General features: G+C 61.8%; 30 protein-coding genes and 3 pseudogenes. 14 read left to right on the top strand and 19 right to left on the bottom strand.

The annotated features are described in order from the left end of the window. Positions 1-270: 270 nt before the first annotated feature. Together dnaA and FEV51_RS10145 are read left to right on the top strand one after the other, a co-directional pair. On the top strand, positions 271-1737 hold the full coding sequence (gene dnaA / locus FEV51_RS10140) for a chromosomal replication initiator protein DnaA (protein ID WP_138618565.1): 1467 nt from the start codon (positions 271-273) through the stop codon (positions 1735-1737). Continuing rightward, on the top strand, positions 1737-2165 hold the full coding sequence (locus FEV51_RS10145) for a hypothetical protein (protein ID WP_138618567.1): 429 nt from the start codon (positions 1737-1739) through the stop codon (positions 2163-2165). Before dnaA ends, FEV51_RS10145 begins: the two co-directional genes overlap by 1 nt. A gap of 33 nt (positions 2166-2198) precedes the next feature. On the opposite strand, the gene FEV51_RS10150 is transcribed toward FEV51_RS10145, so the two are convergent. Next, positions 2199-2840 (bottom strand): PilZ domain-containing protein, encoded by a 642-nt coding sequence (locus FEV51_RS10150; protein WP_138618568.1) that lies wholly within the window; start codon positions 2838-2840, stop codon positions 2199-2201. Positions 2841-3031: 191 nt separating this feature from the next. Here FEV51_RS10150 and FEV51_RS10155 point away from each other — a divergent pair, with 191 nt between their 5' ends. Beyond that, a complete protein-coding gene (locus FEV51_RS10155; protein WP_171033098.1) occupies positions 3032-3805 on the top strand; it encodes a HesA/MoeB/ThiF family protein in 774 nt (257 codons plus the stop codon). Here the strand turns inward: FEV51_RS10155 and FEV51_RS10160 are convergent. After that, positions 3794-4507, bottom strand: coding sequence for an NAD-dependent deacylase (locus tag FEV51_RS10160; protein WP_138618692.1), 714 nt, complete (start codon positions 4505-4507; stop codon positions 3794-3796). The two genes, FEV51_RS10155 and FEV51_RS10160, sit on opposite strands and share 12 nt — an antisense overlap. A 34-nt stretch (positions 4508-4541) precedes the next feature. On the opposite strand from FEV51_RS10160, the gene dapB reads away from it, so the two are divergent. The 3 genes from dapB to nth are packed head-to-tail and all read left to right on the top strand — an operon-like array spanning position 4542 to position 6714. Continuing rightward, positions 4542-5270, top strand: a complete 729-nt coding sequence (dapB, locus tag FEV51_RS10165) for a 4-hydroxy-tetrahydrodipicolinate reductase (protein WP_138618570.1) — start codon at positions 4542-4544, stop codon at positions 5268-5270. Then, positions 5267-6061, top strand: coding sequence for an ion transporter (locus tag FEV51_RS10170; RefSeq protein WP_171033099.1), 795 nt, complete (start codon positions 5267-5269; stop codon positions 6059-6061). The genes dapB and FEV51_RS10170 overlap by 4 nt, the downstream gene beginning before the upstream one ends. Beyond that, a complete protein-coding gene (gene nth, locus FEV51_RS10175) occupies positions 6058-6714 on the top strand; it encodes an endonuclease III (protein WP_138618574.1) in 657 nt (218 codons plus the stop codon). Before FEV51_RS10170 ends, nth begins: the two co-directional genes overlap by 4 nt. A 323-nt stretch (positions 6715-7037) precedes the next feature. Here the strand turns inward: nth and FEV51_RS10180 are convergent, their stop codons facing one another. Both FEV51_RS10180 and dapE read right to left on the bottom strand, forming a co-directional pair. Beyond that, a complete protein-coding gene (locus FEV51_RS10180) occupies positions 7038-8276 on the bottom strand; it encodes a dicarboxylate/amino acid:cation symporter (RefSeq protein WP_138618576.1) in 1239 nt (412 codons plus the stop codon). Between the two features lie 24 nt (positions 8277-8300). Then, positions 8301-9428 carry a succinyl-diaminopimelate desuccinylase gene (gene dapE / locus FEV51_RS10185; protein ID WP_138618578.1) on the bottom strand — a complete coding sequence of 376 codons (1128 nt, stop codon included), beginning with the start codon at positions 9426-9428 and terminating at the stop codon, positions 8301-8303. A 29-nt stretch (positions 9429-9457) separates the two neighbouring features. Between dapE and FEV51_RS10190 the strand changes: the two genes are divergently transcribed. Then, positions 9458-9925, top strand: a complete 468-nt coding sequence (locus tag FEV51_RS10190; protein WP_138618580.1) for a cupin domain-containing protein — start codon at positions 9458-9460, stop codon at positions 9923-9925. Here FEV51_RS10190 and FEV51_RS10195 read toward each other — a convergent pair. Both FEV51_RS10195 and FEV51_RS10200 read right to left on the bottom strand, forming a co-directional pair. Then, positions 9922-10815 carry a S1/P1 nuclease gene (locus tag FEV51_RS10195; RefSeq protein WP_138618582.1) on the bottom strand — a complete coding sequence of 298 codons (894 nt, stop codon included), beginning with the start codon at positions 10813-10815 and terminating at the stop codon, positions 9922-9924. The genes FEV51_RS10190 and FEV51_RS10195 overlap by 4 nt on opposite strands. After that, a complete protein-coding gene (locus FEV51_RS10200) occupies positions 10782-11444 on the bottom strand; it encodes a glutathione S-transferase family protein (protein ID WP_138618584.1) in 663 nt (220 codons plus the stop codon). The genes FEV51_RS10195 and FEV51_RS10200 overlap by 34 nt, the downstream gene beginning before the upstream one ends. Positions 11445-11676: 232 nt before the next feature. Between FEV51_RS10200 and FEV51_RS10205 the strand changes: the two genes are divergently transcribed. Both FEV51_RS10205 and FEV51_RS10210 read left to right on the top strand, forming a co-directional pair. Continuing rightward, positions 11677-12096 carry a VOC family protein gene (locus FEV51_RS10205; RefSeq protein WP_138618586.1) on the top strand — a complete coding sequence of 140 codons (420 nt, stop codon included), beginning with the start codon at positions 11677-11679 and terminating at the stop codon, positions 12094-12096. 181 nt (positions 12097-12277) lie between these two features. Then, a pseudogene (locus tag FEV51_RS10210) lies at positions 12278-12411 on the top strand (IS5/IS1182 family transposase); the annotation flags it as partial. A 121-nt stretch (positions 12412-12532) separates the two neighbouring features. On the opposite strand, the gene FEV51_RS10215 reads toward FEV51_RS10210, so the two are convergent. The 7 genes from FEV51_RS10215 to FEV51_RS10245 all read right to left on the bottom strand — a co-directional run bounded on the left by FEV51_RS10215 (position 12533) and on the right by FEV51_RS10245 (position 17610). Beyond that, positions 12533-12967 (bottom strand): ester cyclase, encoded by a 435-nt coding sequence (locus FEV51_RS10215; protein WP_138618588.1) that lies wholly within the window; start codon positions 12965-12967, stop codon positions 12533-12535. A 246-nt stretch (positions 12968-13213) separates the two neighbouring features. Further along, a complete protein-coding gene (gene yihA, locus FEV51_RS10220; RefSeq protein WP_138618696.1) occupies positions 13214-13864 on the bottom strand; it encodes a ribosome biogenesis GTP-binding protein YihA/YsxC in 651 nt (216 codons plus the stop codon). 35 nt (positions 13865-13899) lie between these two features. Continuing rightward, positions 13900-15672 (bottom strand): membrane protein insertase YidC, encoded by a 1773-nt coding sequence (gene yidC / locus FEV51_RS10225; protein ID WP_138618590.1) that lies wholly within the window; start codon positions 15670-15672, stop codon positions 13900-13902. A gap of 76 nt (positions 15673-15748) precedes the next feature. Continuing rightward, the gene (gene yidD / locus FEV51_RS10230; RefSeq protein ID WP_138618592.1) at positions 15749-15958 is read right to left on the bottom strand and encodes a membrane protein insertion efficiency factor YidD; all 210 of its coding nucleotides are present in this window, start codon (positions 15956-15958) and stop codon (positions 15749-15751) included. Continuing rightward, on the bottom strand, positions 15955-16341 hold the full coding sequence (gene rnpA / locus FEV51_RS10235) for a ribonuclease P protein component (RefSeq protein WP_138618594.1): 387 nt from the start codon (positions 16339-16341) through the stop codon (positions 15955-15957). The genes yidD and rnpA overlap by 4 nt, the downstream gene beginning before the upstream one ends. A 96-nt stretch (positions 16342-16437) precedes the next feature. Beyond that, a complete protein-coding gene (gene rpmH, locus FEV51_RS10240) occupies positions 16438-16572 on the bottom strand; it encodes a 50S ribosomal protein L34 (protein WP_138618596.1) in 135 nt (44 codons plus the stop codon). A 135-nt stretch (positions 16573-16707) separates the two neighbouring features. Beyond that, positions 16708-17610 (bottom strand): alpha/beta hydrolase, encoded by a 903-nt coding sequence (locus FEV51_RS10245; protein WP_138618598.1) that lies wholly within the window; start codon positions 17608-17610, stop codon positions 16708-16710. A 162-nt stretch (positions 17611-17772) separates the two neighbouring features. Here FEV51_RS10245 and FEV51_RS10250 point away from each other — a divergent pair. Next, positions 17773-18687: pseudogene (locus FEV51_RS10250) on the top strand (YifB family Mg chelatase-like AAA ATPase); the annotation flags it as partial. A gap of 26 nt (positions 18688-18713) precedes the next feature. Beyond that, a complete protein-coding gene (locus FEV51_RS10255) occupies positions 18714-19565 on the top strand; it encodes a hypothetical protein (protein WP_138618602.1) in 852 nt (283 codons plus the stop codon). A 47-nt stretch (positions 19566-19612) separates the two neighbouring features. Here FEV51_RS10255 and FEV51_RS10260 read toward each other — a convergent pair whose 3' ends face one another. Continuing rightward, positions 19613-19840, bottom strand: a complete 228-nt coding sequence (locus FEV51_RS10260; RefSeq protein WP_138618604.1) for a DUF6471 domain-containing protein — start codon at positions 19838-19840, stop codon at positions 19613-19615. A 105-nt stretch (positions 19841-19945) separates the two neighbouring features. Between FEV51_RS10260 and FEV51_RS10265 the strand changes: the two genes are divergently transcribed. Next, positions 19946-20899 (top strand): IS1595 family transposase, encoded by a 954-nt coding sequence (locus FEV51_RS10265; protein WP_138618698.1) that lies wholly within the window; start codon positions 19946-19948, stop codon positions 20897-20899. On the opposite strand, the gene FEV51_RS10270 is transcribed toward FEV51_RS10265, so the two are convergent. Next, positions 20900-21541, bottom strand: coding sequence for a DUF4760 domain-containing protein (locus FEV51_RS10270; RefSeq protein ID WP_138618606.1), 642 nt, complete (start codon positions 21539-21541; stop codon positions 20900-20902). It lies immediately after the preceding gene. A 268-nt stretch (positions 21542-21809) separates the two neighbouring features. Then, the gene (locus FEV51_RS10275) at positions 21810-22241 is read right to left on the bottom strand and encodes a hypothetical protein (protein WP_138618608.1); all 432 of its coding nucleotides are present in this window, start codon (positions 22239-22241) and stop codon (positions 21810-21812) included. A gap of 62 nt (positions 22242-22303) precedes the next feature. Between FEV51_RS10275 and FEV51_RS10280 the strand changes: the two are divergent. Then, positions 22304-22909 (top strand): annotated as a pseudogene (locus FEV51_RS10280) (ATP-binding protein); the annotation flags it as partial. On the opposite strand, the gene FEV51_RS13360 reads toward FEV51_RS10280, so the two are convergent. Together FEV51_RS13360 and FEV51_RS10290 are read right to left on the bottom strand one after the other, a co-directional pair. Further along, positions 22910-23257 carry a hypothetical protein gene (locus tag FEV51_RS13360; protein ID WP_246034528.1) on the bottom strand — a complete coding sequence of 116 codons (348 nt, stop codon included), beginning with the start codon at positions 23255-23257 and terminating at the stop codon, positions 22910-22912. It lies immediately after the preceding pseudogene. Positions 23258-23416: 159 nt separating this feature from the next. After that, on the bottom strand, positions 23417-23971 hold the full coding sequence (locus FEV51_RS10290; protein WP_138618610.1) for a winged helix-turn-helix transcriptional regulator: 555 nt from the start codon (positions 23969-23971) through the stop codon (positions 23417-23419). A 184-nt stretch (positions 23972-24155) separates the two neighbouring features. Between FEV51_RS10290 and FEV51_RS10295 the strand changes: the two genes are divergently transcribed. Continuing rightward, positions 24156-24497, top strand: a complete 342-nt coding sequence (locus FEV51_RS10295) for a DUF8200 family protein (protein ID WP_138618612.1) — start codon at positions 24156-24158, stop codon at positions 24495-24497. Between the two features lie 78 nt (positions 24498-24575). Here the strand turns inward: FEV51_RS10295 and FEV51_RS10300 are convergent, their stop codons facing one another. Next, complete coding sequence (locus FEV51_RS10300; protein WP_138618614.1) at positions 24576-25187, bottom strand: HAD family hydrolase; 612 nt, start codon at positions 25185-25187, stop codon at positions 24576-24578. Between the last annotated feature and the right edge of the window lie 69 nt (positions 25188-25256).

Raw genomic sequence — 25256 nt, forward strand, 5'->3', positions numbered from 1 at the left:
ACAGGGCTTTAAACGCATCCCTGCGGTCCATGCCGAGTCAACAATTTTATTTCCGTTTTTTTACGTCCCCAGCCCTTGCGACTCTCCCCAAACGGGCCTTAGAAACCTTTCAACAGCCCGGGACGGGACAGCTCGGGTTTCATAACACTAGCAAGGGGAAGGCCCCGAAACCTGCGTTTCGGGAGCGGTCGTGCCGCGCCCTTAATCCATTGCGCCAAATATAATGAGACGGTGCCGCAGAGCGCCGACCCTGGGATTGGAATACACAGCATGGGTAGGGATTCTGAAATTACCGGCACGAAGCGCAAGGGGCAGGCTGACAGCATGGAAGATATCGAAGCTGTAAATCTGGCCGCCGATTGGGCCGACATCAGTCAGGGCCTGCGCAAGGACCTGGGCCACCAGCTGCACAGCCAGTGGATCAAGCCGATCCAGGTTGGCGGCCTGTGCGATGAGACCGGCACACTCGACCTGTTCCTGCCCACCGATTTCAGCGCCAATTGGGTCAAGGACCGCTTTGCCGACCGGCTCTCGCTGGCCTGGAAGATCGCCCGCAGCGAAGTGCGCAATGTGCGCATCGCTGTGCATCCCGGCCGCCGTCAGGTCGCCGATCTGCGGCTGCACGCCAATGGCCGCCGCCCTGCCAATGATGGCGGCGATACCTCGATGATGGCCATCGGCGCCGATACGCTGGGCGATCATGGTTTCACCTCCTCGGTCGGGCTCGACCCGTCGCTGACCTTTGTCGCCTTTGTCACGGGCGAGGCCAACGTGCTGGCCTGCAACGCCGCGCAGCGCATGGCCGCTACCGAGAAACCGCAGTTCAGCCCGCTCTACCTCAAAGCCGCCACCGGCCAGGGCAAGACGCATCTGCTGCACGCCATCGGTCACAATTATCTGCAGGCCCACCCCCGTGCGCGCATCTTCTACTGCAGCGCCGAGCGGTTCATGGTCGAATTTGTCCAGGCGCTCAAAGCCAACCAGATGCTGGAGTTTAAATCCCGCCTGCGCAGCTTCGACCTGCTGTTGGTCGACGATATCCAGTTCATCATCGGCAAGGCCAGCGCTCAGGAAGAGCTGCTCTATACGATCGACGCGCTGCTGGCCGAAGGCAAGCGGCTGGTGTTTGCCGCCGACCGCGCGCCGCAAGCGCTCGACGGGGTGGAGCCGCGCCTGCTCAGCCGCCTGTCGATGGGTCTGGTGGCCGATATCCAGGCCGCCGATATCGAATTGCGTCGCAAGATCCTGGTCTCCAAGCTGACGCGCTTTGCGCCGCTGGCGGTGCCGGACGATGTGATCGATTTTCTCGCCCGCACCATCACCCGCAATATCCGTGAGCTGGTCGGCGGCCTGAACAAGCTGATCGCCTATGCGCAGTTGACCGGGCAAGAGGTTTCTCTCCAGCTTGCCGAAGAACAGCTGACCGATATCCTGTCGGCCAACCGCCGCCGGATCACCATTGATGAAATCCAGCGCACAGTGTGCCAGTTCTTCCGCATTGACCGTTCGGAAATGTCATCCAAGCGGCGCGCGCGCGCGGTTGTGCGCCCGCGGCAGGTGGCGATGTATCTGGCCAAGGTGCTCACGCCCCGCAGCTATCCCGAAATTGGCCGCAAATTCGGCGGCCGCGATCATTCGACGGTGATTCACGCGGTCCGGCTGATCGAGGATCTTCGCCAGCGCGACGCCGATATGGATGGTGATGTGCGCAGCCTGCTGCGCCAGCTGGAAAGCTGATGCGCACGCCGCTGGCAGTGGTCTATGCGGCTCTGCTGGTATCATGCGGACAAGCCGAGCCCGAACAATCGCCATCGCCGGATCAAGCACTTGCTGCACTCGACGGCATCTATATCGCGCGCACAGCGAAACCGCTGATCGGGCCGGACGGCCAGCCTGCACCATCGCGCCTGGCCCTGTTTCACGGCAGCTTCGACGTCGTGAACAGCTGTCTGGTGTCTAAGATGGATGGCGGAGAACCGGCACTGGTCAGATTCTCGCGCGATGCAGAAATTCTGGTTTTCCCCGACCGGGTCCGCATCAACACGGGCGAAATGCGTTTCGGCGAACAGATCACACGCGGCGGCGGCTTCGATGGCGACAATGTCTACGATTTGCTCGTCGCTCCACCGCCCTCGCAATGCCGCTACAGTGTCATCGGCCCCTGAAGATCGGTCGACATAGCGGCGTGAGGCGTAGCCTCAGCTTTCGGGTTCGATACCCGACAGGCGGTCGCGCAGATCCTTCATCGGGACCTCGGCAATCGCTTTTATCACATCTTCGGCGGACAGCACCTGTTCAAGCGATTCGACAGTCGCCGAGGCGATGTCGAGGTTTTGCAGCGCTTCGCCGTGACGCATCAGCACATCCATGTCCTCGCTCAATTCCAGCGCAATCGCGTCGAGCACTTCCTTGAGGCGCGCCAGTTCCTGCGCCACGACAAGGTCCACCGGCTTGGTTGGCGCAGGTGGTGGCGGCGCGGGGCGTGCCAATGCAGCGGGCACGGCCCCGCCATCGCGCAGCGCAGCCTGAATCTTGTCGACTCTCAGCTGCCCCAGATTGGTCCGCTGGGTCGCCGAACGGGTTCCGGTAATCCATTCATCGACCACGACATCATTCTCCAGCTGCAAGCCGCAGCGCCCTTCGCGCGCCCAGATCACGGTGGCACCGACCATCCATTGCAGGCGGCGCAGCATTATTTGCGAACCGGTTTCCGGCAATGCCGCGCCATCGATCATCGCGCCGCGATCGGACAGATTGCGAATGCGCACGGGCGCGGATACGCCGTCGCCCTCGATGGTGGCGGAGATCATGACATTCTTGCGTGGCTCTCTGGCAATCATAGTTTCGATGCGGCGACCTCGAAAATTGGCTGGCAACGTCAGGCGTGACGCGCCAGTGTCAAACCTGCCTTATTTACCCTTCACAATGGTGAACGGCGGCGGATATTTCTTTCCGCAGCAGCGCCTTGCCCTGATGCCAATGCAATGTTTCCGCTTGCGGCATAGCCGCGCGCACTGTCTTACATTCGCCCATGCCCCTGACCCCTGACCGTCTGACACGTTTTGCCCGCCATATCGTGCTGCCCGAGATTGGCGGCGCGGGTCATGTGGCGCTGGCGGATGCGCATATCGTGCTGGTGGGTCTGGGCGGGATCGGCTCGCCCGCGCTGCAATATCTGGCGGGGGCCGGGATCGGGCGGCTGACACTGGTCGATGATGACAAGGTCGAGGCCAGCAATCTCCAGCGCCAGACGCTCTTCAGCGAACGCGATATCGGGCATGGCAAGGCCGTGGCCGCGCGGCGCTGGGCGGCCAATTTCGACAGCAAACTTGATGTCGCGATCAGCGACCGCCGGATCGACGCGGGCAATGCGGGCGAGATGGTTACGGGCGCAAATCTGGTGCTGGACGGCACTGACAATTTCGCTACCCGCCTCGCCATCTCGGACGCCTGCGTGCGCGCCGGGACGCCGCTGCTGTCCGCCGCCGTGGGGCGCTTTCAGGGACAGGTCGGCGCTTTCGCAGGTCATCTGCCGGGCCATGCCTGCTACCGCTGCTTTGTAGGGGATGCCTTTGATGCGGAGGATTGCGACAGCTGCGCCGAAGACGGCGTGCTGGGCGCGATGGTCGGCTGGGTCGGGACCTTCGCCGCCTTGCAGGCCGTGCGCGTACTGCTGAGCGGCGTCAGCGCATTGGGCGATCCGCAATGGGGCCGCGTCCACCTGCTCGACGGGCTATCCCCCGCCATGCGCAATTTCACGATTGCCAAGGACCCCGCCTGCGCGGCGTGCGGGTCAGAGGCCTAACACCTGATCCACCCACGCCGGGACCAGCGCCGTCGCAGCGCCCAGCCGTGTCTCTGTGAACCATTGCGAACCCTGGCTGCGCTCCAGATTAAGCTCCAGCGTCGACACGCCCAGCGCCCCGGCATCGCGCACAAAGCCCGCCGCCGGATAGACCGCGCCCGAGGTGCCGATGGAAACGAACAGATCCGCCTGACGCAGGGCGGCATAAATCCGCTCCATCTCGTAAGGCATCTCGCCAAACCACACGACATCAGGGCGCAGGGCTGCGTCGCCGCAGGCCGGGCATGGCGGGCGGTGGATCAGCGGGGCGGTCCAGCGGCTGCGCGCGTCGCAGGTGGTGCACCAGGCGTTCAGATGCTCGCCATGCATATGCAGCAGCCGCCGCGCACCAGCGCGTTCGTGCAAATCATCAACATTCTGCGTCACGATCAGCAGTTCGCCCGGCCACTGCGCATCGAGCTTCGCCAGCGCCGCATGCGCGTGATTGGGCTGTTTCTCCTGAATGGCCGCGCGGCGCATGTCATAGAACCGCAGGACCAGATCGGGATCGCGGGCAAAGGCTTCGGGTGTCGCGACATCCTCCACCCGGTGCTTCTCCCAAATTCCCATCCCTTGGCCGCCCCCGCCGCGAAAGGTATCAATGCCGCTTTCGGCAGATACTCCGGCCCCGGTCAGCACCACGATATTGCGCAATTCGGTCATCGGGGCCATGAAACACGGCAAGCAGGGAGAGGCAATGACGCGTATCGGAATAATTGGCGACCAGGGGGCGATGGGCGCCGCGTTGGTGCAGGCAATCGAAGCTGACGGGCACACGCTGGCCGGCGGGATCGACAAGGGCGGCGATGTCGCCAAGCTGGCCGATGCGAGCGACGTGCTGGTCGACTTCTCCTCCCCCCACGGGCTGGAAGCCACGCTGCACGCTGCCATTGGCGCGGGCGTGCCCATTGTGGTCGGCACAACCGGGCTGGCCGAGCGGCACCATGACGCGATCGACGCGGCTGCCCGCGCGGTGGCGGTGCTGCAAACCGGAAATACCTCGCTGGGCGTTACCTTGCTGGCGCATCTGGTGCGTGAGGCCGCATCGCGGCTTGGCCCAGACTGGGACGTGGAAATTGTCGAGATGCATCACCGCCGCAAGGTCGATGCGCCTTCGGGCACGGCGCTGCTGCTGGGCGAGGCTGCCGCTGCCGGGCGCGGCATCACTCTGGGCGATCACCGCGAGAGCGGGCGCGATGGTCAGACCGGCGCGCGGAGCGAGGGCGCGATTGGCTTTGCAGCCCTGCGCGGCGGCACGGTGACCGGCGAACACAGCGTGATTCTGGCGGGCGAGGAAGAGCGGCTGACGCTCTCGCACAGTGCCGAAAACCGCTCGATCTTCGCGCGCGGTGCGGTCAAGGCGGCACAGTGGCTGACCGGCCAGCCCTCAGGCCGCTATACGATGAACGACGTGCTGGACCTGTGAGCGAGGCGCTGACGCTCCGCCAGCGCGTGTTTGCGCATATCGATCCGGCGGCGCGGAATATCGAAGGGCTGTCCTTCTTCAACAAGATCGTGGTGCTGGTGGTGCTGGGCGCCTCGCTGGCGGCCATTCTCCAGACCGAACCCGCGCTGGCCCGCGCCTATGGTCGCGACTTCTTCTGGATCGAGATTTCCGCCGGGACTTTCTTCGCTGTCGAATACGTCCTGCGGCTGTGGACCGCGCCCGACCATTTTCCCGACATGACCGCTGCGCGGGCGCGCATCAAATTTGCCACCTCGCCGCTGGGCCTGCTCGATCTGCTGATTATTGTGTCGATTTTCAGCCCGATGATATTCGAGGAGGCGGCTATCCTGCGCGTGCTGCGGGTCATGCGCATTCTGGCGCTGGCGCGGCTGACGCGGTTCTCGCTGGCGCTGCGCTATCTGATCTCGGCAGTGCACGAGCGGCGCTATGATTTGCTGATCACGCTGGGGTTTGCCGGCTTCCTGATGCTGTTCGGCGCAACCTCGCTCTATTGGCTGGAGGGCGAGATCCAGCCCGACGCCTTTGGCTCGATCCCGCGCGCGCTGTGGTGGGCGGTGATCACGCTGACCACCGTGGGATATGGCGATGTCTCGCCCGTCACGCCCGAGGGCAAGATGGTCGCGGGCGCCGTGGCGCTGGCGGGGATCGCGCTGGTGGCGCTGCCCACTGGCATCCTGGCAGCGGCATTCAGCGACGGGATGCAGCGCCGCCGCGAAGAATTGAAAAGCCAGTCCGAACCAGACGCATGACGAATGACCAGATCTTTGAATTTTTCCGCATCCTGGCGGAAGACAATCCCGCGCCTGAAACAGAGCTGGAATATGGCAATGCCTTCCAACTTGTGGTTGCCGTGGCGCTGTCCGCGCAGGCCACCGATGTGGGCGTCAACAAGGCCACCCGCGCGCTGTTTGCTGAAATCGAGACCCCTGCGCAAATGCTGGCGCTGGGCGAGGACGGATTGAAACAGCACATCAAGACCATCGGCCTGTTCAACTCCAAGGCGAAGAACGTCATCGCGCTGAGCCAGCTGCTGGTGGACGACTATGGCGGCGAAGTCCCCGGCACGCGGGAAGATCTGGTGCGGCTGCCCGGTGTGGGGCGCAAGACCGCCAACGTCGTGCTCAATTGCTGGTTCGGGCAGGAAACCTTTGCAGTCGACACGCACATCCTGCGCGTGGGCAATCGCACTGGCCTCGCCAAGGGCAAGACCCCCGAACAGGTCGAAGCCAAACTGGAAAAACGCGTTCCCGGCCCCTTCCGGCTGCACGCCCACCACTGGCTGATCCTGCACGGCCGCTATGTCTGCAAAGCCCGGACGCCCGAATGCTGGCGCTGCCAGGTGGCGGGATTGTGCAGCTTTCGCAAGAAAGTGCTGGAGGTGCCGAAGGGGCGGAGTAGCTAATCTCTGGGCCACCTACGGGTTGGACCAACTATGGCAATCGCTTTGGATTGCTCATCGCCTTTCAATATTTGAATCACGTGATGAGCTGCGAAGGGTAGCTCGATCCCACTCCAAAATTCGTCGTTCTCCGCAAGCGCGTCAGGGTTGTTGTCCAATATCCCAAAGTAGCCATTTTTCCGGGGGGGGGGTCACAATCACTGACTTTTAGGTTCTGTCGCTCGGCATTTGACGGGATTTCAAACGTGTCGGGCGCAGCCTCATGATAAGCCTCCCCGCTTTCCAAGCACCAACCGTCTAATTCAAAGTCGGGCCCTCTCATCCGCTCAAACATCGTCCGCCGATACCATCTCGGCCCTGTCCAGCTCGCCGGTCATGCTGGCCACAGTCACCGCCACCGCAGCGTCGCCGCTGACGTTGGTGGTGGTGCGCATCATGTCCATGATCCGGTCGACACCAGCCACGAAAGCAATGGTTTCCAGCGGCACGCCAACCGTGCCGAACACCAGGGCCATCATGATCAGCCCAGCACCCGGAATGCCCGCTGCGCCAATCGCGCCCAAGGTCGCGGTCAGGGCGATCATGCCGTAATCGACCCAACTGAGGTCCACGCCAAAGATCTGTGCGCCGAACAGTGTTGCCAGCCCCAGATACATCGCGGTGCCGTTCATGTTGATCGTCGCCCCCAGCGCGATCACGAAGCTGGACACCGATTTGGAGACGCCCAGATTGCGCTGGGCACAGCGCAGCGTCACCGGCAGTGTGGCGTTGGAGCTGGCGGTGGAATAGCTGACCGCAATCGCGTCCACGATGCCGCGGAAGAAATCCATCACCGGCAGCTTGGCGATGAACTTGATCATCGCCGAATACATCACCGTGATGATCAGCAGGCAGCCCAGATAATTCAGCGCAACCAGTGCGCCCAGTGCCTGCAGTGCGGAAAAGCCCAGCGTGCCCGCCACCCATGCCATCAGCGCGAACACGCCGAAGGGGGTCAATTCCATGACCACCATTGTGACCTTCTGCATCACCACCGAACCGGCGTCAAAAATGCGGCCCAGCGGATCGCCTTCCTTGCCCGCCATCAGGATGCCTACACCGATCAGCAAGGCGAACACGATCAGCGGCAGCACCGCGACATCCGCCATCACCTGAACCGGTGAGGAAGGGACCACGGACAGCACCATTTCGCGCCAAGTGGTCTCATTGGGTTCAGGCGTCGCGCCAAGGACGATTGCGCCCTGGTCGACCAGCAGGCCCGGCTTCACCAGAGTACCCAGCAGCAAGCCCAGCCACACCGCAATCTGGCCGGTTACGATGAACAGCAAAAGCGCGCGTCCGCCCACTGCACCCAGCTTGCGCAGATCGCCAATCGCAGCGACGCCCGACACCAGACTGAAGAAGATCAGCGGCACCACCAGCATCTTGATAAAGGCAATGAACACATCGCCCACGATCTTGATGCTTTCGGCCCCCGGCCCCCATATCAGGCCGATAATGATGCCCAATAGCAGTGCAGCGATCACGCGCTTCCACAGCGCAATGGCGAACCAGGCTTTCAACACGGCAATCCCCTCAAATGTCCGTTGTCACGATTGCAGCGCGGCGGTCGCGATCGCAGTATAGATACGGCTTAGCGCATACAGGTCGGCAATGGCCACTGCCTCGTCACGCTTGTGCATGGTGGCGTTGATCAGGCCGAATTCGATCACCGGGCAAACCGCGCGCAGGAACCGCGCATCCGAAGTGCCGCCAGTGGTCGATGGCTCGGGGTCCAGCCCGGTCTCCGCCTGCACCGCGCGCGCCACGATGGCGGAAAATTCGCCCGGCAGGGTGAGGAACGGCTCGCCTGAAATGATCGGCAGCGCAGTACCTCCGTGCTTTTCGGCAATCCCGCCCACCAGTTCTGACAGCGAAGCGCCGGTGTGGTGATCGTTGAACCGGATCGACAGCCTGGCGGTGGCGCGCGGGGGGATCACATTGGTGGCTGGATTGCCCACTTCGAGCTCGGTAATTTCCAGATTGGAGGGCTGGAACCAGTCATTACCCCGGTCCAGCTCCAGCGCAGCGAGGTCTGCGAGCATGGCGACCATGCGGGGGATCGGATTGTCGGCCAAATGCGGATAGGCGACGTGGCCTTCCTTGCCCTCCACCGTCAGCCAGATGTTAAGTGAACCGCGCCGCCCGACTTTCATCATGTCGCCCATACGCTGGACACTGGTCGGCTCGCCCACCAGACACAGATCGGGCTGGTGTCCTTGATCGCGCATATAGTCGATCAGCGCGCGGGTGCCGTAAATGGCAGGGCCTTCCTCGTCGCCGGTGATGATGAAACTGATCGTGCCTGCGTCCTGAGGGACGTTGGCGACCGCGGCGACCATGCAGGCGATGGAGCCCTTCATATCAACCGCGCCGCGCCCGTACAGCAACGCGCCGCGCTCTTCCGGTTCGAACGCGCCAGCAGTCGACCACCCCTCGCCCGGAGGGACCACATCGAGATGACCGGCAAAGGCAAAGTGCCGCGATCCGGCGGGGCCGCTGCGGATGGCGAACAGGTTTTCGACCGGGCCATCGGGGGCCTCGCCCGCCATGAAGCGGTGGACGGCAAAGCCCAGCGGCGCGAGCATGGCCTCCATCGCATCGAACACTGCGCCGCTGGCGGGCGTGACACTGGGCGCAGAGATCAGGCGCTTGGCGAGCTCGAGAACATCGGTCATGCTGAGCGCGCTAGCAGGAGAATATGCCCATGCCCAAGCTCGATCTTGATGCCATGCCCCAGACCAATGCGACAGGCTATCCCGCGCCCTATGATGCCGAGGTGGAGGGGCGCTGGTATCGCCGTCTTGCGCCCGATGCCGGATTGACCAGGCTGGGTGCCAGTCATGTGACGCTGAAACCGGGTGCCTATTCCTCGCAGCGCCACTGGCACGGCGGACAGGACGAGCTGGTGATCATGCTGTCAGGCGAGGCGGTGCTGATCGAAGATGGCGGCGAGATACCGGTGCGCGCGGGCGATGTGCTGGCGTGGGCGGCGGGGGTCAGGGACGGCCACCGGTTGCACAATCGTTCAGGCAGCGACTGTGTCTTCGTGGCGATCAGCGGCGGTGATGCAGATAGCGATTCGGGCGAATATCCCGATATCGATATGGTGTTCGGCCCCGATGGCTTTGCGCGCAAAGATGGCACACCCTATCCGACCAGGCGCATCCCCTAATCGCGTGTGGGCCGGGGCAGCGGGCCGGGCGCGAAGGCCGCGTCCACCATCACGGCAATCCGCAGGCCCGCCTGTGTCACGCGCCGTTCGGCAATTGGCAGCGCAGCGACAATGGCATCCTGCGTCAGCGCCGTCTCATCCGGCAGATTGCCTGCACAGGGTTGGCGGCCAAACGCGCCGGGATAGACGATGTCGCGGGCAATCTCCCAGCTTTCGCGGCCCCAGTCGGCTATACTGCCGCCGCCCAGTTCTGCGCGTTCGCTGGCGGAATAACGGCGCACCAGAGCGGGCTGCGCACTGCTGATCGCGCGTTCGGCCAGCGGGCCATCCCAGATCCAGTGGAGATTGAGCGCGGGCACGATGCCGTAATCGACCACCCGGTCATTCCCGCCCCGGTCGCCGTCATCGCCAGAATGCAACGGCATGTGAATATCACCCACGAAATGGACGAGGAAGGCCAGCGCCTCCAGCCGCACCGCATCGGGCAGGCTTTCGTCGGCCAGAACGCGCTGGCTGCGCTCAATCTGCGCGCGTACGCAATTGCCGCCCGGACAGTTCTTGCGCGCATCATACGCCTCGCACACCGGCTGGGTCTGGTAATGCCAGGCGAAGGTATAGCCCCAGCGCCACCCGTCACGGCGCAGGCAATCGGGCCAGGTCGAAGCATCCTCCAGCGTGGCGAGCGCGCAGCCGGGCGTGCCCAGTTGCGGCGACGCGCGCAGCAGCCGGGTGACCTGCGCACGCGATTGCGGCGACATATTCGCCAGCGCAATCTGCGCGCTGGTCTCATGGCCATAGGAACCCCAGGCCAGCACCGGCAGCGGGGCCAGCAGCGCCAGCAGCGCCGCCAGCCGTATCAGCCAACCGCTTCGTATTGCTCGATCACCCATTCTTCTTCCTCGGCGGAATTGATCCAGGCTTGCAGCCATTCATGTTCCCACACCGCCTGCATGTAGGCGGCGGCAAAGCCGGGCACGACCACCTGGTAGCTGATGAAGCGGCTGACCACTGGCGCATAGAAAATGTCCGCTGCGCCAAAGGCACCGAACAGAAACGGCCCGCCGCTGGCAAAGCGCGCGCGCGCTTCGGCCCACAGGGTCAAAATACGCACAATGTCCTGCTTGGCATTGTCGGACAATTGCACACCGTCGAATTTGCGGCGGACGTTCATCGGGCATTCGCTGCGCAGTGCGGCATAGGAACTGTGCATTTCGCAGACCATCGCGCGGGCCATGCCGCGTGCGGTATCGTCCTTGGGCCAGAACCGGTCGCGGCCCACCTTGTCGGCGAGATATTCCAGGATCGCCAGACTGTCCCACACCACGGTTTCGCCGTCCCACAGGATCGGAACCTTGCCGCTGGAGGGCTGGATTTCATCATCGCTGCGCTTGGTCGCCTCCCAATCCTCGCCAAACAGCGGGACCGTGATCTCCTCGAAATGCAGGCCCGATTGCTTGGCCGCCAGCCATCCTCGCAGCGACCAGCTTGAATAATTCTTGTTACCCACGATCAGCTTCATACGCCTGTCCCTATGCTGCGAATCCGGCCCTAAGCGTTCATCCACTCGCTGTCGAGGCTGAACGGTGGACCGCATGGACCACGGTCCAAGGGTATAAAATTCCGGATAGAGCTGACACATCAGAGCTTCGAACTCGAGGCGGGCGGGAGTGGGCTGAGGGCGTGTCATACCGCAGTGCTGGCATGGCGTAGCGCCTGTAGGAAAATGGTTTCGCGCTTGCTACAAGTGGCTCATGACCCTGCGCCCCTTCCACCTCGCCTTTCCGGTCCATGATCTTGCTGCGGCGCGCGGCTTTTATGGCGGCGTGCTGGGCTGCGCAGAGGGCCGCTCGTCCGATCAATGGGTCGATTTCGATTTCTACGGCCATCAGATCGTGGCCCATCTAGCGCCCGCGAGAAGCGGCGATGCGGCGGTCAACCATGTTGACGGACACGGCGTACCGGTGCCGCATTTCGGCGTGGTGCTGGCCATGGCAGATTGGGAGGCGCTGGCCGACCGGCTGGTCGCCGCCAAAGTGGATATGCCGATCCCGCCCACCATCCGCTTCAAAGGCCAGCCCGGCGAACAGGCTACGCTGTTCGTGCGCGATCCATCCGGCAATGCGCTGGAGATGAAGGCATTTGCGGATTTGGCCAGCTTGTTCGCGCGTTAGTCCGGGTTTGGCGTTTTGCTGACGGGAAGCTGCCATTCCGCTAACGACCCTTATCTCGGTCGTTCCCAACCAGTGCAGAAACTAGCCAAAAGCCGTCCTTCATTCAGCAAATGAATCGCGCAACGGCTGCGATGCCTTCGTCAGCGGGCGTGAAGCCTGTTATCCTTTCGACCACGAATCGTACAAGCGCCGTAACCTCGTCGAACGCGCCTTCTGAGCCTCAAGGACTTCCGCCGCGTCGCAACCCGCTACGACAAGCTCGCCGCTACATACTCAGCTGCCATCATCGCTTATGGTTGTGAGTCTTGGCCCTAGGCCCGCGACCCTTCTGATCGCCGCGCCTGGAGCCGCCAGCGCGCCGACCCCTTTTTCGCCTCGTCTGTCAGCGCCGAACCCCCTAAGCGCAAAAACTTCAACACTCCGATTACACCGGCTTCTACTTCGATTGGCCTGCGACGCGCTCAAGGATGCCGAGCTGCTTGAGCATGCCGAGCTCGTCGGTCGAGCCCCAGCGCTCGACGCATTTGCCGTTCTCGAAGCGCCCGATCTGGAGGGCGCCGACCTCGAAGTTGTTCCCGGTCGCCGAAACGCCCTGGAATTCTCCCCGATGCGTGCCGCTTAGCGTATAGCGCATCGCGACATGTTCGTCGGTAGCGACCATTTCGACGACTTCCGCTTTCAGGTCGGGAAATGCGGTCCGCATCTTGCGGAAGAAGTCCTTCAAGCCCTCAATTCCCGGCCCCTGATCGGGAGCCGGATCGTTATCGACAAAACCGGGCGCGAGGATTTCATCGAGAACATCGTATTTGCCCGCGCTTGCGACTTCCGCTCCCCAGCGCTTGGTGGCGTCGATGTTGGCTTGCTTGGTCATAATATGCTCCGAATGTTGGGGTTATGGAGAGAAGACGCTTCGGCGAGCGCCCTGTTCCGGCGTCGGGCGTCTGCTTGCATCAGCTTCGCTGCCATCATCGCTTGGTGGTTATGAGTCTTGACCCTCGAGCTTCGATGACCATGCAGCCGTTTCGCGCTATTCTGAAACAAAACCAGATCTTCCGCTTCCCACCCCAGTTATCGCCATTGCCGCAAAGGCATCAGCGACCCGTAAGCTGACCCTAGCCTAAACCCCTGCGTCGGCTAGCACGGCGGCGCGCAGTTCGGGGATGCCCATGCCTTTTTCGGCGCTGGTGACGTGGATCGCCGGATATGCGGCGGTGTGCTTGCGCGCCTCGGCCTCGGTGGCGGCGATGATCTTTTCCAGTTCGCTTGCCTTGATCTTGTCCGCCTTGGTCAGCACCACGCGGTAGCTGACGGCGGTTTCGTCGAGCATGGTCATCATGTCGCGGTCGACATCCTTGGGGCCATGCCGCGCATCGACCAGCACCAGCGTGCGCGCCAGCGCCTGCCGCCCGCGCAAATAGGTGCGCACCAGCTTCTTCCAGTTGTCGACCACTTTGAGCGGTGCCTTGGCAAAGCCATAGCCGGGCATGTCGACCAGCCGGAACAGCGTGGGTTCGCCCACTTCAAAGAAGTTGAGTTCCTGCGTGCGCCCCGGCGTTACCGAAGCGCGGGCAATCGACCGGCGACCGGTCAGCGCGTTGAGCAGCGAGCTTTTGCCGACGTTCGAGCGTCCGCAAAAGGCGATCTCGGGACAGGTCGGGTCCGGCAGAAAGCGCAATTGCGGCGCGGACAGCAGGAAGTCCACACGGCCTGAAAACAGCTTGGACGCGCGCTTTTCCAACTGGACGCGCGCCGCAGCCTCCTCGGCTATTTCGGCCTCGGTGGGCACGGGGATTTCGGCGGCGGTCACGTCTTGCCCTCGATCGTGGCCGTGCTGGCGTCCTTGTCCTTCGCGGCGGCGGCGCGCAGCTGCGGATGTTTCGAATACAGATAGCTCTGCTGCGCCAGCACCAGAATGTTCGAGGTCACCCAATACAGCAGCAGCCCTGCGGCAAACGGGGCCATCACGAACATCAGCACCCACGGCATGATCGCAAACATCTGTTGCTGGATCGGGTCCATCTGCGCCGGGTTTAGCTTGAAGGTCAGCCACATGGTAATACCCAGCAGCACCGCCAGCACGCCAATCGCCAGGAAGCTGGGCGGCGTAAACGGCAACAGACCGAACAGGTTCAGCACCGTCGCCGGGTCGGGTGCGGACAGATCCTTGATCCACAGGATGAAGGGCTGGTGACGCATCTCAATCGCCAGCACCAGCACCTTGTAGAGCGCGAAGAACACCGGGATCTGCAGCAACATCGGCAGGCACCCGGCGAGCGGGTTGACGCCCTCGCCCTTGTACAGCGCCATGATTTCCTGCTGCTGCTTCTGCTTGTCGTCCTTGTAGCGTTCCTGGATCGCCTTCATCTTCGGCTGGATCGCCTTCATCGCCGCCATGCTGGCGAAACCCTTCTGCGCGATGGGGAACATGAAGGCGCGCACGATGATGGTCAGGCCGATAATCGCGACGCCGAAATTGCCGGCGAGTTCGAACAGAGTCCGCAGCACCCACAGCATCGGTTTTTCAAACCAGCGGAACCAGCCCCAATCCACCGCAAGGCCGAATTTGGAAATCCCCGCATCCTCGTAGGAATCAAGGAGCTCGCTTTCCTTGGCTCCCACAAACAGGCGCGAGCTGAGCGTCAGCTTGCGGCCCGCAGGCACACTGACAGGCTCGTAAATCATGTCGGCGCGGTAGGTTTCATTGCCCAGCGCGCGGAATGTCGCATCAGGGGCCATGCCCTTCTGCGGGACCAATGCGGTCAGCCAATAGATATCGGTGAAGCCGATCCAGTGCATTCGGCCTTCCGGCGTAATGCGCTGGTCATCGTCCACATCATCGTAATCGTAATCATATTCAGCGCCGTCACCAAAGCCGCCAATCGGGCCGGAATGCGCGACCCACTGGTCCATGCTGGCGGTGCGGCTGGTGCGGTTCACCAGACCAAACGGCTGCACCACTACCGGCGCGCCGCCGGTGTTGGCCACGCTCTGGTCAGCAGTGAGCATATAGTTTTCGTCGATCGAGAAGCGGATCGCAAAGGTCAGGCCTGCGCCATTGTCATGCGTCAGAGTGACCGGCGAGGCTTGCGAGAGCACACGCCCGTCGGCTTCCCATTTGGTTGCTGCGCCAGGCACCGCGATGTTCGATCCGACCCAGCCGAACTGGGCGAATTGCTGCGCCGGAGTGCCGCGCGGGCTGAACAGCCGGACCGGCCCTGAATCCTTGTCCACCGTTTCGCGGTGATCCTTGAGCACGATGTCATCGACCACCGCGCCTTGCAGATTGATCGAACCGGCGATTCGCGGCGCATCGATCCGCACCCGGTCAGGCGAAGCCAGCGCCGTGGCGAGATCGGCCTTTTCCTCGGCAATTTCCAGCGGATCGACCAGACCGCCCTGGCGGGTGTGCTGCGCTGCCGAGCGTTCGGCAGGCGTATCCACCTTGTCACGCGAGTTTTCGGTCGCGACCACGGCATTGTCGGGCTGCGGATAGAAATACCGCATGGCCGCGTCCCAGCCGAGCAGGAGCGCGGCGGACAACACCACGGCCAGCAGGATATTGCGCTGATTGTTCAAGGTCGGTCCCGTTCTTTGAAGATCATTAAATGTGGGAAGGTGTTTTAGTCTGTCAAGACACCTTCAGAGATTGGCGTCACGGAACCGGATCATGTCCGTGCCCGCCCCAAGGGTTGCAGCGCAATATACGCTTAAATGCCATCCATCCACCCTTGATCGCCCCGTATTTCCCCAGCGCCTCTATCGCATACTGGCTGCAGGACGGGGAGTAGCGGCACGATGGCGGAATGATGCGGCTGGGACCAAGCTGCCAGCCGCGCGCGATCAGGATCAGCACCTGCTTCATGCGCGCCTGCTACGGCTGCGGTGGCGCGGGGTGCGCGGACGGTCGCCCTTGCCATCGGCGAGCCGTTGCAGCGCGGCGGAAAGTTCGCTTTGCAGCGCCGCGAAATCACGCTCCACCCCACCTTCGCGGCCAATCAGGATATGGTCGTGATCGGGCAGGCCTGCTTCGGGCAGCGCGTCCCACAGCAATTCTCGAAAGCGGCGCTTCATGCGGTTGCGCACGACCGCATTGCCGATTCGCTTGGTCACGGTGATGCCGTAACGCTTGCCCCGCCCGCCATTGGGCTGAGCCAGCAACACAAAGCCGGGCCGCGCGATTCGCAGGCCCCGATTCGCGGCGAGGAAGTCGGCACGCTTGCCAATTACGGAGAGGCTCGGGTCCATCAGGCTCCCATACGCAAAACGGGCCCCCGACGGGAGCCCGTTTTCCAATTGCCGTACCTTGCACCGCACCGGAGACCGGCGCGGCAGGTCAGCGACTTAGGCGCAAAGCTTCTTGCGGCCACGCGAACGGCGGGCACGGAGAACCTTGCGGCCACCGGGAGTAGCCTTGCGGGCGAAGAAACCGTGGCGACGGGCGCGCACGAGGTTCGAGGGCTGGAATGTCCGCTTCATCGGATCGTCCTTCGTTAAAAACTGTTCGGTCGCGCAGCCTGAAGCCGCGCCAACAAAAAGGGCCGCCCGTTCAAGGCGACCGCTCGATAGGGGGCGCGCTTATGCCAGCTGCGCCCGCCCGTCAAGCAAAAGTGGTCATGAAAGCGTCGCCGCATCATAGTCGATCCGCGGGGCGCTGCGCGCTTGCACGGTTGCAGCCTTGCGAACCGCGCGCGCCTGCGCCGGACGTCCGACCCAGCGGCGCATATCGCTGGCCCCCAACCACCGCGCGCGGCGATGCGGGACCGAATTGGTCATGTCGTAAAACGCCCGCGCGGTGCCATCGTCCATGCCCATTTCGCGGTAATAGTCGAGATATTTGCGATTTTCCGGTGCGTTGGGGGCGAAATCACCCGCCTCGCGGCCATAATCGTCCATCCAGCTGTGAACGGCGAACTCGGCGCCATTGGCGATGTCACGCTGGACACCGGCCAGGAACAGCTCGACCGCACCCGACCGCACCGAACCGATCGGCGGAACGTGAGTAACCATACCGGCAGCACGGATCATCCGGCCCAGCTGCATATTAGCGCGGTCATCACGCGTGCCCGGGCATTCGACCATGTCGATCTGCGCCAGCCCGGGATAATCCCGCATCATGGCGCGGAACCAGCGCGGCGTGGCGGCATCGGTTTCGCCCATCAGCGCCACCCGCTGCCCATCCAGAACGCGGAACGGACCGTATTGCGCCAACCCGCGGTTGTAGTCGCGAAACGCGCGGTCGATGGCGACGGGCGCTTTCCACACGGGCAGCGCGGCAGGCGCAAACGCCGGTGCGGCGCGCGGCACGAAGGGTGTGCTGGCTACATGCCGATCCTGACGCGGCGCACTCTGCGTTTCGGCAAGCGGGGAAATCCAGTGACCCTGATGGACCTGCTGCACCACAGGCGCAGAGACATAAACCACCGGCAGCGTTACCAGCGACAAAGATTGCGCAGCAGCCGGAGCGGCCATTGCGACACCAAAAAGCGAGAGCACCAGGGCGGTAAATCTGAACATGCCAGCATAAGTGCGCCCGCGCACCTTGCGAACCTGCCAATGCCTATGACTAACTTGGCTTTAACCCTTTTTGGCGACCTTCATTCTGGCGCGGTTTCTCCTCGACACGGGGCAACAGTAAAGCCATGAAACAGCGTAAGAACACGGGGCGGGGGATTAACTTTGGTGTCACTGGTGCGGACGGTTGCCTATCTCGGGCTGGAAGCGCGCGGGGTGGAAGTCCAATGTTCGGTCGCGCCCGGCCTGCCCAAATTCAACATCGTCGGTCTGGCGGACAAGGCGGTGGGCGAAAGCAAGGAGCGCGTTCGCGCTGCCCTGTCATCAATGGGTCTGGCGCTGCCGCCCAAACGGATCACGATCAACCTCTCCCCCGCCGATCTTCCCAAGGAAGGGTCGCATTACGATCTGCCGATTGCGCTGGCACTGCTGGCGGCGATGGGCGTGACCGATGCAGAACAGCTGGGCGACTTTATCGCCGTGGGTGAGCTGGCGCTGGACGCGCGGATTGTGCCCTCGCCCGGCGTGCTGCTCGCTGCGATTCATGCCAGCGAGCAAGAGGTCGGGCTGATCTGTCCGCGCGCTCAAGGATCAGAGGCGCGCTGGGCCAGCGAAGTGCCGATCTGCGCCGCGCCCGACCTTGCCAGCCTGCTCAACCACCTCAAGGGCACGCAGAGGCTGCCCGATCCCCAGCCCGGCGAGGTGGCCATCGAGCCGCCCGCCGCCGATCTCAAAATGGTCAAAGGGCAGGAAACCGCCAAACGCGCGCTGGAGATCGCTGCTGCCGGGGCGCACAATCTGCTGATGATCGGTCCGCCCGGTGCAGGCAAGTCGCTGCTCGCCAGCTGCCTCCCGGGGATCCTGCCGCCGCTGACGCCGGGTGAAGCGCTTGAGGTCAGCATGGTGCAATCGGTCGCCGGGACGCTGGAGGATGGGCGGATCAGCCGCAACCGCCCGTTCCGCGCGCCGCATCACTCCGCATCAATGGCCGCGCTCACTGGCGGCGGGCTCAAGGTGAAACCGGGCGAAGTCAGCCTGGCACATCTTGGCGTGCTGTTCCTTGACGAACTGCCCGAATTCCACGGTATTATGTAGCAAACGCACCAATGCGTAGATGGTTATCTACGCTGGCGCTGGTGCTTGTCATCGTTTACGGGGCTTTAGGTGGCGGTGTTGCCGGTTTCAGCCGCGAACAAAACCAACCCTCGCGCTTTAGCAATGCGACCGCCAAAAACGTATCTGAAATGGGTTTTGCGGTCCTTGCCGAAGGCGTCTTCGTATTCACAAACCCCTTGCAAATAGAGACCCGTCCTTCCTTCGATAACTCGTTCAAGCGCCTCATTGGTGTCATCGCAAAAGATGCGGTAAGCACAATGCAAGCCACCACTTGGATTGATAGGCGTTCCAAAACCAGTTTCGACCGGGGAAAACGGCCTGTCCGAAGCAAGCGGATATTCAGCAGTGAAGCTTTCGCCCATTATCCTAGCGTTGTATGCAGGAGTTTGACCTGCATTAACCAGTTCACCTTGAAGGATGAAGCCAGTCCCATCCTCAAGCAAAGTTATAGAAGCCGAAGCTACCCCGACGTAAGCCCGCAGCTGTCGTTCGCTAGACTCGCGGGCAATGTTGTTGGCGTCGTATCCGGCGTCCGCAGCTCGCCTAGTTTCCCTGAAAGTGACAAAAATCAGGCTCAAGCCGAATATACCAAACGCCATCCCAATAATGGTCGCTATTCCAATCGCCCGCGTCCAGGCAGCCATAGCGCGCTGGGCCTCAAGATCTCGTTCATTGCGCTGGCCTTGGTAGGAGGCCTCGCGTTCTGTCGTTATGCAATCGCTGCGGCCCGATTCAGGCAAAGCGAGACATTCGCCTTCTACAGCTATGTTGCGGGGGTCTCTATAGGCCTGAGCGCCTTCGGAGGCTTGATGCTCTATTTCGAGATGGGTGGTTTCCGTTGAATTCCACAGCCATGCAGCAAACCCTACTGTAACTAGGGCAACAAGGCTTAATCCAATCTTATAGCTTCGACGCCAATTGCTGTCAGACATTGGACCAAGAACACCGCTGTAAATTTACCCCTGCTGATCTTGTTCCTGATATTCGGCTCTGAGTCCATAACCCCCTGATCGGCAAGCAGCCCGACCAGTTGCGCGTAGGTCACGCCCTTGCGCTTCAATTCGGCTTTCAGCAGGTTCTTGACCCGATCCTCCCATTGCTTTTCCTGAACTGGCATTTGTCGCTCCTGTGATGTGAAATATCACCATACGCGATACGTTTGCCCTTTACAACAGTGCATAATGTCACTATAGCCGATGCATAAGCAACGGAAACGATGACAATGGCACAACACTTTCTCCTCTCCACCAAGGCTCGCAGCCTCTCCCTTCGCCAAGTTTTTCGCATGGGCGAGGACGAAGCTTATGGCGTGTTCTGTGAACTGCGCTGGCCGGAAAACGATGGTGGCCCGATATGTCCGCGTTGCGGCTGCACCGAAGCCTATCACATCTCCACCCGCCGCAAGTTCAAGTGCGTTGGCTGTCACCACCAGTTCAGCGTCACCAGCGGCACTATCTTTGCTTCGCGCAAAATGTCGTTTGGCGATCTGCTGGCAGCAATCGTAATCTTCGTGAACGGCGCGAAGGGTATCTCGGCCCTGCAAATGAGCCGCGATCTTGACGTTCAATACAAGACCGCTTTCGTCCTCTCGCACAAGCTGCGCGAAGCGATGGCCCAGGAATTGGCAGAGCGCGAACTGAACGGCATTGTCGAGATTGATGGCGGCTATTTCGGCGGCTATGTGAAGCAGGAAAATTACAAGGCAGACCGCAAGGACCGCCGCCTCTCAGTCAACCGCACCGGCAAGCGCCAGTGCGTTGTCATCATGCGCGAACGTGGCGGCAAGTCGCTTCCCTTCGTGGTTCGCAATGAAGGCGATGCAGTCCCCTATGTGCGCGATCATGTTGGCACCCTCGCAACCATCCATGCCGATGAAGGCACGGGCTGGGATGCGCTTCACGCGGGCTGGGATACCAAGCGCGTCAATCACTCGATTGCGTTCAAGGACAAGGGCGTTTGCACCAATCAGGCGGAAAGCTTTTTCAGCCGCCTTCGCCGCATGGAAACCGGAACGCACCATCACATCGCTGGACCGTATCTCTATGCCTATGCCGGTGAAGCAAGCTGGCGCGAAGATAATCGCCGCGTGGATAATGGTTCACAGGCCATGATGGTCGCCAACGCCGCTATGGGAGCGAAGGTCAGCCGGAACTGGAAGGGGTATTGGCAGCGCTAATTAAGCGGACTTTAGATAGCGGATCGCTTTTCGCTTTCGGGTCCAGAACCCATCTTCATAAGGGCTGTCTTTCCAGCGCCGCGCCATAGCCTCAAACTCGCAAAATGCCTTGGGGGCATCTCGATTGCGCCGGATTTCTTTTATGAAAGCTTCCGTTGCTTCAAAATCCGAGATCATTGCGGTGTTGAACCACGAACGGTAAACCCTCTCGTCAATAACCCCCTCGCAGATGCTCACGGAGGTCAATTCGTGAATATTGAGGACGGTCCGGATGGCCTCAAAGTTTTTCGACGCTCGCTCATCCAGCGAAGCGTATGTTACAAGCTTCGTGGAGCCGGACTTAAGCTCATTGAATTTTTCGCGAGCCTCGATGAGTTCGCGATCAGACTGTTGATGGAGGATCAGGTCCAGGGTGTTCCGGCGAGTCGTGTTCCGACGATGCGCCCCTATAATGAGAAAGGCCGCAATCGCAGATAAAACTACGGCCCCGCTTTGGATGTCGGGGCCGTAGGTGTTCCAGAAGCTATATATGCTTGAGAACATTGATTTTTCGGCGTTAATCGCCGAGACCTTCGAAGCGCATATCTCTGTCTCCTCTTTATGTCCCGCATTGTACCATTCACTGCTTAATGAACGGTGCACCTCCAGTGCAGGTTCCTGTCAGCTTTGCATCGCCTGTGATGGCTTTTAGCAGCATCGCTGATGGTGTTGTTTTCAATCTAGCCATTGGCGACGTTAGCAGCAACGCTAATGTTGCCGCCGTTGCAGTCAATGTGGGCGTGAATTATGATGGTGCAACCCTGTTTGTGATAACGTTGTCATATGGTTTCCTACCTCAAAACCGCCGCCATGTGGCTTGCAACCCTAGCGTTCTTCGCCGTCATCATCGGATGGCCGCTGCACACATGGCTTACGGGCTGACAGACCACCGCAGCAAGCCCTTGTCGCCCTGATCGGACACCACCAGCGTCCGCTCCCGCAAGTTCCGCAGTGCGGCCCCTATCCGCTTGTGCATGGCTTTCTGTAGGTCGCTGTCGTTCAAGTTCAGTTCGCGCTCTGCCATTAGCCGCAGGGTTATCGCTCTGGCATCCATAGCGCCTTCCTTACGCAGCATCGCGAGGATTGCGCGGGTCACTTGCCCTTTGAATGCCCTGTGCCTTGGTGGCAGCGGTTTGGGCTTGATCTCTTCCAGCTCTATATCGGGGACGAACATACGCAGCGAGGCGTCTATGTGGTCCATATCGATGAAGGCTTGCCGCAACTGGTCTTGCAACCCGTCAATGGTTCCTGCCAGTTCTCCGCGCTTGTCACGAAGGGCGCTTACTACGTGTGTGTCTGCCATACGATGACATTAGGCTACTGGCGCGATGACAACCATAATGCTATTGGTGCGTTTGCTACATAATACCGGAATTCCAACGCGCCGTGCTCGATTCGCTACGCCAGCCGCTGGAGACCGGCCGGGTCGATGTCGCGCGTGCCAATGCACACGTCAGCTTTCCCGCCAATGTCCAATTGATCGCGGCGATGAACCCGTGCCGCTGCGGCCATCTGGGCGATCCCGCACTGGCCTGCAGCCGCGCCCCGCGCTGCGCCGCCGATTATCAGGGCAAGGTCTCCGGCCCGCTGCTTGACCGCGTGGATTTGCACGTCGAGGTCGATCCGGTCAGCGCCGCCGATCTCTCCCTGCCCCCGCCTGCCGAAGGCAGCAGAGAAGTCGCCGCGCGAGTCGCCGCAGCACGCGACCGGCAAACCGCACGCCGCGAAGACAGCGGCGCGCGGACCAATGCGGAACTGGATGGTGACGCACTCGAACGCTTCGCCACGCCCGACGAAGCAGGCCGCACACTGCTCATGCAGGCAGCCACAGCCATGCGCCTGTCCGCGCGCGGTTATACCAGAGTGCTGCGAGTCGCCCGCACCATTGCAGATCTGGCAGGCGCCGAAGACATCGGCCGCATCCACGTCGCCGAAGCGCTCAGCTACCGCCGGGTCGCACCGCGGGCCTGATCACTCCTCGCCGAGGTCGAGGTTCAGCTTGACCGGCTGGTGTTCGTGATCGCCTTCGAATTTGGCGAGGAAATCCTCGATTGGCATCGCCTGTGCGCGGTTGACCTTGTCGGCGGAGGGCTGCGCGACATGTGCACCAGTATCGCCGGGGGTCACGCGGACGTGGAGATAGGGCACCCAGATTTCGCCGTAATCGGCCTGCTGGTACCACACGTCGAGCACATCATGGCTGGCCCAATTGCCATCGGGTTCCTTCAGCCGGATGCCTTCGCCAATGCGCGGCACCGCCATCGCCTTGATGCGAAATTGCGTCTGGTGCGTTTCGTTCTGGATTTCGATTTCAATCACGTTCGCGCAGGCCAATCCGGTCGGTGGTTCTTGATGTGACAGCATCCATGACAGCGATGCATTGACATGGTTTTAACGATGACGTCACGGCTGCAAACATTCCTGACATACGCGCAACTGCGCGCCATGCATCAGGTCGCCTGCCTCACGCCACCAGTGTCAGGCCGCCTGCGGGGCCTTGCGCGTCTTGGCCAGATCGACAACCGAGCCGCGTCCCAGCGCCTCAGCCTCTTCCACGCGGGTGCCATCGGCGCGGATGCCGACATTGCCGCGTTCGACCAGCCACAGATCGGCAGGTCCAAGGATGCGGCCATCATGCGACAGGATCGAGGTTGGCCCGATGGGCATCCGGTCGCGCTCATCAACCAGCACGGGGTTCTCGACCACTTCCGAACCATATTTCTGGCCCCATTGCCGCAGCGCAATCATTGCGGGCAGCAGGTCGAAGCCCTTTTCCGTCAGACGATATTCGATCTTGCGGCGATCTTCGGCGCAAGGATCACGCTTCAAAATGCCGTGCTCGACCAGCTTGGCCAGCCGATTTGACAGGATATTGCGGGCGATCCCCAGTTCGGTGAGGAATTCCTCGAAATGATGCAGCCCGTTGAAGCTGGCGCGCAGGATCATGAACGACCAGCGTTCGCCCATCACCTCCAGCGCTTGCGGCAGGCCGCATTCGGTCAGCTCGCGCAGGGGTTCTCGTAGATCGCCCATAAGTGTGCAGTCCTCTCTGGCGGTCTTCCTAACGCCAATTGCGGCGAATCCACAAACTTTAGATTTTGATTGCGGAATGCAACTTAACTCACTAGGTGGTGATTCGCAACGAGTTGCATATCGCAACTTACTTGCGGAACACGCAAGGCCTGTTGCGAAAACTGCACGTCGAAAGGACCTCCCCATGAACGCCTTCCTCCCCCGCTCGCTCAATATCGGTGCAATTGGCGCCGCCCTTGCCTGGACCACGCTGACCATTGGCACCGTCATCGCCCCGGCCCCTGCCGCCGCCCAGACTGGCGCGGCCTATTACACTGCCGAGCTGGCGCAGCCCGCAGACAGCCGCATTACCGTGGCTGGCGGCGTTGCCTGGCGCTGCGAAGGCACCACCTGCAAGGCGAAGAAAGGCAATTCGCGCCCCGTGCGCATGTGCCGTGAACTGAAGCGAGAGTTGGGCGATGTCGCCGATTTCACCACCAAGGGCGAGACGCTGGAAGCCAAGCTGCTCGAACGCTGCAACGCCTGAGACCTTCCCACCGTCCCTCTCCCTCCCGCGGGGCGGCACTCCAAGCCCCGGCGTTAACGCGCCGGGGCTTTTTGCGTTTCAGATCAGTCCGCGCTGTAACAGGTCAGTGCGCAAAGCGGCGGCATTAGCGAAGTGATGCACCTGCCAGCCGCACGCCTGAGCCGTTGCAATATTGGCCGCGTTGTCATCGATGAACAGCATTTGCGCAGGATCGCGGCCAAACCGCTTGGCGGCCAGAGCGAAGATGGCAGGGTCAGGCTTGGTGATTCGCTCCTCACCCGAAACGACGATTTCGCGGAATGCGTCGAAGATCGGCGCGATTGGCCGGAACCCCGCCCAGAATTCAGCCCCAAAATTGGTGATGGCATATAGGGGAACGCCGCAGTCAGTCAGAGCCTGAACCAGTGCGTGACTGCCCGGCACCGGGCCAGGAATGGTTTCGTTGAAGCGTTCGGCATAGGCGCGAATCGCGACCGCATACTCAGGGAACTGAGTGATTCTTTCGGGCACCATTTCGGCCAGCGGACGTCCGGCGTCATGCTGAAAATGCCATTCCTCCGTCACCACATGATCAAGCACGAAGCGCAGCTCGCCCGGATCATCGACCAGCTTTTCGAACAGGGCGCCAAGCTGCCACTGATACAGCACGCGGCCCACATCAAACACGACTGCCTCAACCGCCCGACTCACCGCTGCATTCCCCTGAAACGCGAACGGCCCGGACTCCTGATCGGAGCCGGGCCGGTTGCATCTATAGAC

This window comes from Qipengyuania marisflavi (assembly GCF_005884405.1).
GTDB classification, from domain to species: domain Bacteria; phylum Pseudomonadota; class Alphaproteobacteria; order Sphingomonadales; family Sphingomonadaceae; genus Qipengyuania; species Qipengyuania marisflavi.